This is a genomic window from Thalassolituus sp. UBA3500, assembly GCF_002377545.1.
Taxonomy (GTDB): Bacteria; Pseudomonadota; Gammaproteobacteria; order Pseudomonadales; family Oceanobacteraceae; genus Thalassolituus.
In genome coordinates, this window is the sequence record NZ_DFQB01000037.1 from 1 (window position 1) to 13,004 (window position 13,004).

Genomic DNA, 13,004 nt, shown 5'->3' on the forward strand with positions numbered 1-13,004 from the left:
GTCATGCGGGTTGTTCGTGATGCCATACACCTTATTGAAGCTCTGCAGATCTCCTGCAAATAAGGGGACGTTTGTCTTACCAAAAGGAATCGCCCCCGCATCAATCAGACGCTGTACCGTGAACGCATTGCTTTTTGGCATATGTTTGGCTAAAGAGCGTGAACCCGCAGTGCAAGGCATGCCAACGACTTCAAACGTATCTTTGATCGTCATTGGGATACCATGCAGGGGGCCCCATGACTCGCCTTTGGCTCTGGCGTGGTCTGCGGCATCAGCACGGGTCAGCGCATCATCATAGTTCGTTGCCACTACCGCATTCAGTGCTGGATTCAGCGTCTCAATGCGGTCACGGAAGTACTCTACTAACCCACGACTGGTTACCTCACCAGCAGCCAATGCTGCCTGAAGTTCTGCGATCCCGCAGAAAGCCCACTCTTTAGACACAGTCATACCCTCTATTATTGTTAGCGACTTTTATTATTAGCGACTTTTATTTTTGAGTCTGGAAAGTGCCTCAGGTTACCGGACGCGGTGGTGGCTGCCAATGTGCAAATGTGCCGTGCAACAGTGAGGATTGACCCGCACTCTGTGCCGTCATACTCTCCGGTGACAGGATGTCGGAGTTGGGTGAGTGGAGTCTATGAGGCAGATGTTGTCGCAACACCTTTTTAAGCACGTTGTCAGCGCCCTGGCGCTAATCTCATGCGTCACAGTCGTGGCCGAACCACCAGCATCCCCCGAGAAACTGAGCTGGGTTAAAAACGATGCTCCTCCTTTTTACATCATAGGCCCCGGCGGTCAGCAAGGGAGCACCGACCAACAAGGGTTCGGGGACAGAATCCAGGCTCTCATTGAACGCTCTTTGAATAACTACCAACACGAAACGCTCCGCATCCCTTTGAGTCGACTATCTTCGAGCTGGAAGGCGTACAACCCACTTTGCTTTGCTACCATGATTCATGAAGCACCTCTGAGCGATGACTATCTGCTATCGGTGCCTAACGCCATGTACCTGCCCCACGGCATCATTACCACGAACAAATTCGCAGAACGCCTTCCGGTGCTGGACGATGGCAGCGTGTCGTTAGAAGCCATGATCAGGGAGCAGAAGATCAGCATGGGCCACATCAGCGGCCGCACGTACGGCGAAAAACTCGACAGAATGCTGCGCCGCTACCGACACAATATTGAGGTCAATGCACGCGCGGGCTCGACAGAGACTCGAGGTATCCTCACTATGCTGAATAAAGGCCGCTTCGACTTCATCATTGATTGCGAATTCGTGCTTAACCACCATGTGGACTCTGCTGAACAAGCAGAACAACTGCGCTTCCTTCCCATCAGCGAGACCCGTGGTAACTTTATTCTGGGCGCTGTAGGTTGTACAAACTCTGAACAGGGGCAAAAAGTCATTCAGAGTATCAATAACGTATTACCGGAAATCGTTAATAGCCGCTCATACCGACGAGCCGTGGCAGCATGGCTGGTTCCTGTTGGCGACGAAGCCTACTACTGGAATAGATTCGACGATGTTCTCAGAGCCCACCTTGGCTCTCCCACTCCGCCAAAGAAAACGGCCAGACGGCCCTTTGCCACATCGGAATAAAGAGCAAGCAGCCCAAGCCGTCAGGCCCGGGCTGCTCTGTTGTCGGTTCGCGGCTACTGTGGTAATCCATCATGAGACGGCTGAAAATACCCGGCTGAAGCTGGACTGTTCCTGAATATTCACCGGCAACCTCAACTTGCGGGAAATATCGCTGGCAGAAAATACTCCCCGGATCTGATGCGTATCCTCATCAATGACCAGACAGTGTTGCTGATAGTTGCCCTGAAGAAAATCAATCACATCACCGATCGTTGATGTATTTACCTCATGAATATTCAGTGCCAGCAGGTCTTGCTTTCTTACCATCAGATCACTGACACGCACTTCGTTGCGGGATACTCCTGAGGCCGCGGCTTTCGCCAGAATATTCTGTTCAGACAGATCAGCAGCCGAAACGACACCGGAGAAATGTCCGGTGGCATCGAGTACGATTTTGAGCCGGACATGAGTCCGAATCATCAGACTACGTGCTTCAGGCGCGGGAACCGGCCCTTCAATGACCAGGGGCTCCACATCACGAAAGTCAGTGAAGAAATCCATCGCCGGGCTGAGCACGGTTTTCTCTTTAAAGTCAGCGGGCTGAACCAGCTCATCAATTTTCTGTACGGGATAGAGAGTCAATTTTTTCATAACACGATCTCCTGGCACCGCATCTTGTTGTGCAGTACCGATTCTTGAATTTTTTATTAAATGGCCTGAAGAATCAGAGCGCAGGAGGAGCGCGTATGAGCGAGTGACGACCGACGGAATGGCCTGTCGTAAAAACTGCATCAGGCACTTCCGCTGAAGTCAGGATAACTTCCGCAAGTGTCTGCCTTGAAAAAGAAGATTTGCCGTCGTCATCAACACCACTATCAACTGCATTCAGCAGTGTATCAGCAAATGTCTCAGCGACCAGAGCCCCAGAGCTAACGTCAGACAAGGCAGTATTATGCGCCTTACCTGAACTTTCATAAGGTCGATAATCCAGCGCAACGGCGGGCAAGGAGAGGTTCAGAAGAAGCAGCAATGCTGATGCTAGCGAAAAGCGCATATCCCCTCCCCTATACTCAAATGACTTATATCAATATATGCCTGAGATCGGGATTACACCAGTAAGTTTCCGTCAACGAATGGAAATTGTGATGCTTTCGTCATTCCCCCCTCAGAAAACGGAGTAAGTTCAAACGACGCAATAACTTCACAGTGCCTGCTAAGAATTCAGGCTATAACAAATGCGAATAGAGTGATTTCCAATGGCACGTCAACCTGGTTACTACTCCTCAAATAGAAGTATTGAAATAAGAAGGAATTTATATGTCACGCCTACTTCAACAAAGCTACAAGGCATCCACCCGGGTTACCCCATCATTTCCCAGACAGTCAGCATACCCAGGCGCTTTCGTTACACTGTGCCGGAAACATCAACAGCATTGAAGGTGCGATCCTGATGACCTTGGGCGGCCTTGGCGTGAGTATCTTCCCGCGCCACTGCATGCAGCAGCACATCGACGAGGGTAAGTTGATCGTTTTTGAACAGACACACAGTGAACCTCTACTCAACGATATCTATATTTCATCGTTAAAGTCAGACCAGCGCCCCTACCGCGTTGAACTGGTGATCTCCTGGTTTATTGATATGGTCGCTGATCACTGACCAGCAGACATAAAATTGCTTGTTCGATACAAAAAAGGCGCTCAATGAGCGCCTTTTCAGATCGTATCGGCTGCAATTAAAGCAGATCACGACCTTTCTTAGCAGCAGTACGCAGACGCAGAGCGTTCAGCTTAATAAAGCCTTCCGCGTCTTTCTGATCGTAAGCACCTGCATCATCTTCAAACGTAGCGATGGCTTCGTCGAACAGTGAATCGTCAGACTTACGGCCAACCACGATCACGTTGCCTTTATACAGCTTCAGACGAACTTCACCGTTTACAACCGACTGAGTTTCATCAATCGCTGCCTGCAGCATCTTACGCTCTGGTGACCACCAGTAACCGTTGTAGATCAACTCTGCGTATTTAGGCATGAGCGAATCTTTCAGGTGCGCCGCTTCGCGGTCCAGAGTGATCGATTCGATCGCACGGTGCGCTTTCAGCAGCACGGTGCCTGCCGGAGTTTCGTAGCAGCCACGGGCTTTCATGCCTACGTAACGATTTTCTACGATATCAACGCGGCCAATACCGTTAGCACCGGCCAGCTTGTTCAGCTCTTCCATGATGGTCGCTGGTGATTTATCAACACCATCGATCGCAACTGGGTCACCGTTCTTGAAGGTGATGTTCAGGTAGGTTGCTTCATCCGGAGCGTTCTCAGGAGAAACAGACCACAGCCACATGTCTTCTTCTGGCTCTGCCCATGGATCTTCAATCAGATCGCCTTCGTAAGAGATGTGCAGTAGGTTGGCATCCATAGAATAAGGAGATTTCTTGCCTTTCTTCTTCTCTACGTGGATGTTGTGCTCATCACAGTAAGCCATCAGCTTTTCACGGGAATTCAGATCCCACTCACGCCATGGCGCAATCACTTTCACGCCAGGCTTCAGTGCGTAAGCACCCAGCTCGAAACGTACCTGGTCATTACCTTTACCGGTCGCGCCGTGGGCAATGGCATCGGCACCCGTTTCATTGGCGATCTCGATCAGGCGCTTAGAAATCAGAGGGCGTGCAATGGAGGTACCCAGCAGGTACTCACCTTCATAGATGGTGTTAGCGCGGAACATCGGGAAAACGAAGTCGCGGGCAAACTCTTCACGCAGGTCGTCGATGTAGATTTCTTTGATACCCAGAGCTTCGGCTTTCGCGCGAGCTGGCTCTACTTCTTCACCCTGACCCAGGTCAGCAGTAAAAGTAACGACTTCACAGTTGTATTCAGTTTGCAGCCACTTAGCGATTACGGAGGTATCGAGACCACCGGAATACGCCAGTACGACTTTCTTGATGTCTGACATGCGCTTCTCCAGAAATTAACGGCGCTGAAACCAGTCTGCCCATACCAATGTGCAGGACTACGGCAGCGCCGGAGCGAAAATTCAAAGGGGGCATATTGTACTGATTGTGAGCAATAACGCCAGCAGACCGCAGAGGTGACGCCTGTAGAAATCTCACGATTGAAAAAAAATAATGAGTACAATCGGGAAGTAACGATGTCATAGCCGTCTTTCCGGCTGCTCGATCAATCATTAAGGATCAGGGATGCTTCAGATACTCACGACACAGTTCCTCACTGGCCGCGCTTCACGCCGCAACGCTTCAATTATTCGTTCAATGGCATTCCTGCTTTCTCTTTCAGTGCTGATGGTCTTGCAGACCGGCTGTCAGCAAGACCATGAGACGAGCAACGTGCCTGTTCAGCCAGACCCTTCTGGCTCGGCATCCCCTGGCAAGCCATCGTCTGTCACAGATACAGCAGAAGATACCAGTACGACACCCTCGAACAACGATGCCATGTACGCAGATATCCCGCTGACCATCGCCTCAGTAAACGCCAGCAGCTACGACGGTGGCATGACCATTGGGGTTCGTTTTTCGGCTCCCCTGAGCAGAAATCAGCCTTTTCAGAACTATGTACACATCAGTGGTGAAACACCGGCGTGGATTCTCTCCGATGACGGCCTGACCCTGTATCTTGCCGATCCTGAACCAGAGCGCACCTACAACGTGATGGTCAGTAAAGGCATGAAAGCGAAAAACGGCACCGTTCTTCAGGAAGGCGACAGCGCCAATGTCACTCTGCCGCCCGCTCCCCCATCAGCCACCTTTGCCAGCGATGGCCATTATCTGACCACTGATTTGAGCATTGGACTGCCTGTCAACGTAATGAATGTCAATGAAGTGAACGTCAGTTTCTTCCGGGTTCACAACGACAACGAAGCACTGCGCCAGATGCTGCTCTGGAAATCCTCTGATCCCCTTGAGCATATCTACCGACTTGAAGACATGAAGGCGTTTTCTGACTTTGTTTACGATGGCAGGATTGCTCTGACAAGCGATAGAAACCGACTGCGCACGGTGAATCTGCCCTTGGCTTCTATTGACGCCCTGAAAGAAAAAGCGGTCTACCTTGCCGTCATGACCGTGCCGGGTCAGTTTAACTCCAAACTGTCGACAACCTGGTTTACCGTCAGCGATATTGGGCTGCATATTCGCGAGTATCCCAAAAACATTGGCATTTTCACCCGAGACCTGAATTCCGGTGCTTCTAAGGCCAATGTTGAACTCACTGTGATGAGTGGCTACCGCAGCAAGGAGCCTAAAGTTGCCAACCTTAGCAGCGGCAAAAGAGGCTATGTCGAGCACCCGCGAACCGATTTCTACAACACCATCCTGATCGCACGTGACGATGATGCTGTCACCCTGATGCATCTCAACAGTGCCTCGCTGGATATGTCGGACTTCGATACCGGCACCCGCCCCTATCGTGATGCTGAGCTGTTTATGTACGGCCCTCGTGATCTCTACCGTGGTGGAGATACCGTCTATATCAATGGCCTGTACCGGAATGCCGATGGCAAGGCACGGCGGAACAGTCTGCTCAATTACTACCTGCGCCGCCCCGACGGTACGCGCACAGATAAAGTGACCTGGCGCAGTACCGCTCCTGGCGTGTATGAGTTTTCCACCGAATTGGCTGCGGATGCACCCACCGGCCAGTGGAGTTTTAATGTCACTGAGCTGGACGGCAGCACGCATCGGTATAACTTTCAGGTGGAAGACTTTATGCCTGAGCGCATGAAGCTGACATGGAACCCGGATAATAAATCACAGGTATTCACCACTCAGGATGCGCTGAAGATTGATGTTCTCGGAAGTTACCTCTACGGCGCACCTGCTGCGGGTAATAATTTCGAAGCCGACTTCAGTCTGCGCCCCACCGCTCATCCGTTCCAACAGTGGCCGGAGTTTCACTTTGGAGACCCTGACCAAGATGACTGGATTCAGTCGCTACCATCACGACAAACCAAGCTGAGCGACCAAGGTGAGCTGACTCTGCACCCAGCATCTACCTGGAGTGAAGCCCGCGTTCCGTTGGCGTTACGCATCACGGGCAGCCTGTTCGAAAGCGGTGGCCGCCCTGTCGTTCGTTCTCACACCGTCAATATCGTCCCAGAGGGCAAACTGACTGGTGTGCGCCCACTGTTTAATGACCGCGCTGACAGAAATTCAGCAGCCAGCTTCGAGATCATTTCAACTGATTCCGCGGGCAAGCTCACAGATAACGCCTCACTGGAAATGACGCTCACGAATATCACACTAGAAACACGCTGGAAGCGCGACAACAATCGCGGTTGGTACTACGAAGAACAGCGTCGCAACGTGCGCGAGTTAAGCCTGCCCGTGGTTGCCAGCGACGACGGCCCGGTCACAGTTCAGGTGCCCGTGCAGTGGGGCGAATACCTTCTCGAAATCCGCGACACGAATACCGACCTCAGCACCCGATACTACTTTAATGCCGGTAACCGCTGGTACTGGCGGTCACAAGATCAGGCCGCCCGACCCGATCAGGTAAGCCTGGCTTTCGACAAAGAAAGCTATGATGCTGGCGACAATGCACGTCTGAAAATTACGCCACCCTCGGCCGGACGCTCATTGGTGCTGATTGAGTCAGACGAACTGCTTTTCCGTACCGAAGCCGATATACCTGCAGAAGGTGGTTGGGTCGATATTCCTGTCAGCAAAGACTGGCAACGCCACGACATCTATGTGTCGGTGATCCACCTACAACCCTCTGATACTCAGCAGCGAATTACTCCCACGCGCTCGGTTGGATTAATTCACCTGCCACTCAATCGCGAAGCCAAACGATTGAATATTGAAATTGAGACACCCGAAAAATGGCTGCCAGCGAACACCGAACAGGTGACGCTCGATATTTCATCACAGCAGCCAGTAAGCCGCGCCTGGGTAACTCTCGCCGCCGTTGATAGCGGCATATTGTCAATCAGTCGCTTTAAAACGCCCGAACCTTTCGAGTTCTTCTTTGGTCAGCGTCGCTTTTCAATTGATGCTAAAGACATGTACGGCAAACTGATTGATCTGAATAATAACCGCAATGGTGAAGTACGCTACGGTGGTGACGCAGACCTCGCTCGCGGTGGCGATCTCGCCCGCTCCGAAGTACAGATCATTTCTCTGTTCAGCGGCATGGTAAACGTAGAAAACGGAAAAGCGGTGGTTCCGGTCACGCTGCCTGACTTCAATGGCCAGATCAGGTTGAAGGCTCTGGCTTTTGACGACGAAAGAGTCGGCAGCGCTGAGAAAAAAGTGACGGTTGCTGCCCCAGTTGTTACTCAGTTGTCATTGCCAAGGTTCATTGGTACTGGCGATAAATCCAGCGTTGCCTTAGACATCACCAATATGACAGGGAAGGATACCGATTTTGAGGTCTCGCTATCCGCCTCAGGGCCAGTGCAGGCTGAAGCACTGGAGCAGACACTCTCGCTCAAGGAGCAACAACGCGACACTCTGCTCTTACCATTTACGGCCACAGGAGCCGGGCGAATTGTATTCCGTGCTGAGGTGAAACATCAGGGCCAGGTGGTGATTGATCGGGAATGGGGGCTGCAAAGCCGGTACCCGTACCCGGCACAGACCTTCCGCGAGTACGACGTTCTCGAAACCGGTGCCTTGCTGACGACGGACTCAGATATCACCGCTGACTGGCTGAGTGATTCAATTGTCGCGGCGGTCGCAGCCAGCCCGTATGAGAACCTGAATGCGGAAGAACGCATGGAACGCTTACTTCGTTATCCATATGGCTGCCTTGAACAGACCACCAGCTCGACATATCCATGGCTCTACGCAAGCGACGATCAGATTAAACGGCTGAAAAAAACCACCGACGGCGAGTTAACTCGTGCAGCCGCGATTGCCAGTGGCCTCAGTCGCATAGCGACCCGCCAGAAACCGAATGGTGGTTTTGGCCTGTGGCGTCGCGAGGATGCCGACGAGCAGCATTGGTTGGCAGCCTACGTTGCTCAGTTCATGACCGATGTCCAGGCGGCTGGATATCAGATCGACAACGACGTCCTGAGCAAAATATTACTGCGTCTGCGCGAGTACTCCCGCGGCAAAGCACAACTGCGCGAGCTCTGGGCCGACGACGTTGAGCTTTATCGTTTTACGTATCAGGCCTTCGCTCACTTTATCCTCGCCCAGCACAATATGGCCTCACTGGCGGATATTCGCACGACAGCGGCGGCAATACCCGACAACGCCGGAGGTCTGGCGACGCTTCAACTGGCAATAGCGGCGAAACTTCAGGGCGATAACCGACTGGCGGCAGAGCTGTACCTGAAGTCGCAGAAACAACGGTCAATACGCCCATACATTGGCGACTACGGTTCAGAACTGCGCGATAAGGCACAGCAAGCCCGCCTGATCTGGAAATACGACCTCGACAGCACCCGGCCTGTTAAGCTCACCTCTGAAATTGCGGCAGACATACGCAACCGCCGCTATCTGAGTACTCAAGAGCAGATAGCCATCGTGCAGCTGGCGCACGAGCAGCAGAAGCACACCGATGGCGAATGGAACCTGATGGTATTGAGCGCTGGCAAAGAACAGACTCTCACCGGAACCGAGCCAACACGGATGATTTTGCGGGGCGCCAATGCTACCGGGCTTAGCGTGACCAATATCGGCGAAGGGAACGTCTACGCCTCTCTTACCTATCAGGGGCACAGCGCCACAGCGCCCGCAGAAAGCACCTCGGGTGACGTCAGTGTATCGCGCCGCTACTGGAGCATGGATGGCGAGAAACTCTCCATGAATGAACCACTGGCAATGAGCACCGGTGACATGGTGATCGTCGAGTTGCTGGTGTATTCGAACAAGTATCGCCCAGATCTGCTGTTAGTGGATCTTCTCCCTGCGGGTCTGGAGATCGAAAATCAGAACCTGAACGACAGCACCAAATTGTCCGAAATCGTTATCGACGGCGAAAAAATTGGCAAATGGCTGCAAAATGCGGGAGTCGTTCACGAAGAATTCCGTGACGACCGCTATGTCGCTGCGCTTCGCACCGGAGGCAACAGCTACCGCGGCACACGTGCTGCGCGCATGTATTACATCGCACGCGCGGTAACTCCGGGTAGCTACAAGGTTCCGAATCCGCTACTCGAAGACATGTATGACCCTGAGGTTCGGGCGATTGGCAGTACCATTCCGGAGTTGATCATTCAGCCGCGTTAATAGAATGGTGAAAGAAGTTCAAACATCGTCACGGTTACCAGCCAGAAAAAAGTTCACCCTTTATCTGGCTGGTTCAATCGCTGGCATAGTGACCGCTCTGTGGCTTCTCAATCTTTTGTTCCCACTGCCCACCCCACAGCAGTCGGGCGAAGGTTTTACGCAAGTTGTGACCGACAGACACAATCAGGTATTGCGAGCCTTCCCCGATAAAAACGGTGTCTGGCGCTACCCCACTACACCCGATGAAGTGTCAGCCGATTATCTGAACGCGCTGCTCAGTTACGAAGACCGCTGGTTCTACTACCATCCGGGCATTAACCCTGTTTCGCTACTAAGAGCAGCGATCCAGAACATCCGCTGTGACTGCATCGTCTCCGGTGGTTCGACCATCACGATGCAAGTGGCTCGAAGATTCTCTCCCCACGCTCGCAGTATCAACGGAAAACTCCAGCAGATACTCAGAGCATTTCAGCTGGAATGGCACTACAGCAAAGAAGAAATTCTCACGCTATATCTGAATTACGCTCCCATGGGCGGGGTAATTGAGGGGGTCGCCGCCGCAAGTCAGATGTATCTGGGCAAACCGGCTAGTGAACTGAGTCTGGCTGAGAGTGCGCTATTGGCAGTGCTGCCTCAGGCTCCCACACGCCTGCGTCCTGATCGCCACCCTGAACGAGCCCGAGCAGCCCGCGATAAAGTTCTGAAACGCCTCTATACACAGGGGAAAATCACCCTGGAGCAGTTAGAGTATGCCCAGCTTGAAAACATCGTTGCGCTTGCCCCATCAACACCTCAGCTTGCGCCTCTGTTGAGCCGTCAGCTGATCAACAGCTACACCAATAAACCGGTTATTCAGACCACTCTCGACGGCGAGCTTCAGCGTGAACTGCAGGCATTATTAGCAGAAGAAATACAACGTTTTCCTGAACATCAATCAGCCGCAATCCTGCTCGTCGATAATCACGAACGCAGTGTCAAAGCATACCTGGGATCTGCAGACTTCACAGACGACAGCCGCTTTGCTCATGTGGATATGATTCAGGCAACCCGTTCACCTGGGTCAACCCTCAAGCCCTTTATTTATGGGTTAGCCATTGATCAGGGACTGATTCACAGCGCCAGTCTGCTAAGAGACATCCCGCGACATCTGCGCAGCTACCAACCCGATAACTTTGCTCAATCTTTCAGCGGGCCTGTCGACGCCACTACCGCCTTGCGCCAGTCACTTAACCTGCCCGCAGTGCAGGTACTGGAGGCACTTGGTCCGGCATCGTTTTCAGCCGCTCTCGAAAACGCAGGAACACCCTATCTGATTCCCGGCGATGGCAAACCCAGTCTGGCGTTAGCCCTGGGAGGCGGCGGATTCAGTGCCTGGAAATTAGCGTCTCTGTATTCTGCTCTGGCAAACGGTGGTGAAGTGCAGGCACTGAGGTTGGTTACAACACCAGAAAATACGTCAGGTAGTCATGGCTCTGGCCATGAGAAGCGCTGGCTTCTTAGCCCTGAAGCATCCTGGGTGACCCTGAATATGTTGCGCCAGTCACGCCCTGATCGCATTCGCAGCGCTGCCCTTATGACGCGCCATCCACACATGGCCTGGAAGACAGGAACCAGCTACGGCTATCGGGATGCCTGGGCGGTTGGCGTCACGCCCACCTACACCATGGTTGTCTGGTTCGGTCGCCCCGACGGAACACCCAGCCCCGGTCAATATGGCGCCGTCACAGCACTGCCTCTGCTGTTCCGCTTACAGCAACGACTCGACCCGCCTCCTGCCTGGCCACAGCCACCGGCCGGAGTCAGCACTCAAAGCATCTGCTGGCCAAGCGGGAAATCCGCCAGTGATACGCCGTCAGATCAGTGCCATGTAGCGCATACCGCTACTCTGGTTCGTGAGCAGATACCACCCACTCTCCGGGATATTGATGCGGATGGCACGTCACCGGGCACTCTGACAATCCGGGTAGATAAGAATGGGCAAGTTCTGGGGAGGAACTGCACACTTGAGAACCCTGAGAGTCGACACCAGCTAAAAACACTGGCCATCTGGCCGGGTAACCTCGAGCCCTGGATCGCGCCCCACTTGAGACGTTCAGGTCAGCTACCTGAAAACAGCCCAGACTGTGAGCCACTGACAATCGCCGCTGACCCTCTCCGCATCGTTGGAATTGAAGAAGATCAGACGCTGATGCCAGCCAGCTTCACAAACACTCAGGCGCTGGCATTGAATACATTAGGAGGGTTTGGCCGTAAGGCTTTGTACCTGAACGGCACCTATCATTCAGAGGCAGATTCATCGGGCTTATTCCGGATTGAACTCAGCAGACCGGGCCCACAGGAAATCGTCGTCGTTGATTCTCAGGGAACGTTAGCACGAGTCAGATTCAACTTCGAACTGAGACCTGATCAGATCAACGGCCACTGACCGAACGATTAATCGAAGGTAATACCGCCGCATCCTCAGGAAGTTCAAACACCAGCTCATCCGGTAACGGCATGTCTTTATCAATTTCAAGACGAACGGTTACCCGGCGGTTTTCAGCCCTGCCCTTAGCAGTCGCGTTATTCGCTACGGGGTAACGACTGCCGTGAAAGCGGGTGGTGATGATTTCAGGCGCGATGCCCTTTACCAGAAAATAACGTTCTACGGCCTCGACCCTTCGTTTTGATATTTGCCGGTTGTCGTAGCGACGCCCGATATTGTCGGTATGGCCATCCAGATAAACGGCAGTAACCCGTGGATCATTTTTGATGTAGTAAATGATACGGTCGAGCGTATCCAGATCTTCCTGAGCCAGGGCCTCCTGCCCGCTTTTAAACAACACTTTCGATCGCTCGACCTGATCGAAATTGACGTCCAGTAGCTGCGATGCACACAGTATGTAGTCCTGAAACGCCTTTTCAAATTCGACTGCGGATACCTGTACCTGAATAAAGCGTCCACTGTCGTAGTAAGTTTCATGACTGACAGTGGGCATTCTCCCCTCACGCAGAGCATGCATAAACTGATTTGAGCGGCCAAAATCCAAAGCCAGAACCGGTGATGCTTTCTGCATCGGCACCAGACCTAACGGCTCAGAGCGAGTCGAAGGTTGCCAGGGAGGAGGCGCAATGCTCACACGCGCTGGGGTAGTCGACATGAGGTTACGGCGGGTTTCCAGCATAAAAGACACGTCCTCACCGGCCCGTTGCCTGAAGACCGCTGTCCCATAACCGGGGATGGGTT

At 52.9% G+C, this 13,004-nt stretch carries 9 protein-coding genes; 4 read left to right on the plus strand and 5 right to left on the minus strand.

Annotated elements, in window-relative coordinates; all coding sequences use genetic code 11:
• On the minus strand, positions 1-444 hold a 444-nt coding region (locus B2R29_RS09545; protein ID WP_301180846.1), incomplete at its 3' end, for an amidase family protein.
• A gap of 205 nt (positions 445-649) precedes the next feature.
• Here B2R29_RS09545 and B2R29_RS09550 point away from each other — a divergent pair.
• Positions 650-1,606: a hypothetical protein gene (locus B2R29_RS09550; RefSeq protein WP_301180847.1), complete on the plus strand. Its 957-nt coding sequence runs from the start codon at positions 650-652 to the stop codon at positions 1,604-1,606.
• Between the two features lie 69 nt (positions 1,607-1,675).
• On the opposite strand, the gene B2R29_RS09555 is transcribed toward B2R29_RS09550, so the two are convergent.
• Together B2R29_RS09555 and B2R29_RS09560 are read right to left on the minus strand one after the other, a co-directional pair.
• Positions 1,676-2,236, minus strand: coding sequence for a CBS domain-containing protein (locus B2R29_RS09555; protein ID WP_301180848.1), 561 nt, complete (start codon positions 2,234-2,236; stop codon positions 1,676-1,678).
• Between the two features lie 73 nt (positions 2,237-2,309).
• Entirely contained in the window at positions 2,310-2,639 is a 330-nt protein-coding gene (locus B2R29_RS09560) for a hypothetical protein (RefSeq protein WP_301180849.1), read from the minus strand.
• A 261-nt stretch (positions 2,640-2,900) separates the two neighbouring features.
• On the opposite strand from B2R29_RS09560, the gene B2R29_RS09565 reads away from it, so the two are divergent.
• Complete coding sequence (locus tag B2R29_RS09565; RefSeq protein WP_301180853.1) at positions 2,901-3,242, plus strand: LysR substrate-binding domain-containing protein; 342 nt, start codon at positions 2,901-2,903, stop codon at positions 3,240-3,242.
• A gap of 76 nt (positions 3,243-3,318) precedes the next feature.
• Here the strand turns inward: B2R29_RS09565 and B2R29_RS09570 are convergent, their stop codons facing one another.
• Positions 3,319-4,536, minus strand: a complete 1,218-nt coding sequence (locus B2R29_RS09570; protein WP_076515866.1) for an argininosuccinate synthase — start codon at positions 4,534-4,536, stop codon at positions 3,319-3,321.
• A gap of 244 nt (positions 4,537-4,780) precedes the next feature.
• Between B2R29_RS09570 and B2R29_RS09575 the strand changes: the two genes are divergently transcribed.
• Together B2R29_RS09575 and pbpC are read left to right on the plus strand one after the other, a co-directional pair.
• Positions 4,781-9,778, plus strand: coding sequence for an alpha-2-macroglobulin family protein (locus tag B2R29_RS09575; protein ID WP_301180850.1), 4,998 nt, complete (start codon positions 4,781-4,783; stop codon positions 9,776-9,778).
• 4 nt (positions 9,779-9,782) lie between these two features.
• Complete coding sequence (gene pbpC / locus B2R29_RS09580; protein WP_301180851.1) at positions 9,783-12,203, plus strand: penicillin-binding protein 1C; 2,421 nt, start codon at positions 9,783-9,785, stop codon at positions 12,201-12,203.
• Here the strand turns inward: pbpC and B2R29_RS09585 are convergent.
• Positions 12,190-13,004 (minus strand): flagellar protein MotY (locus B2R29_RS09585; RefSeq protein WP_301180852.1); only part of this gene is annotated, 815 nt, incomplete at its 5' end. The two genes, pbpC and B2R29_RS09585, sit on opposite strands and share 14 nt — an antisense overlap.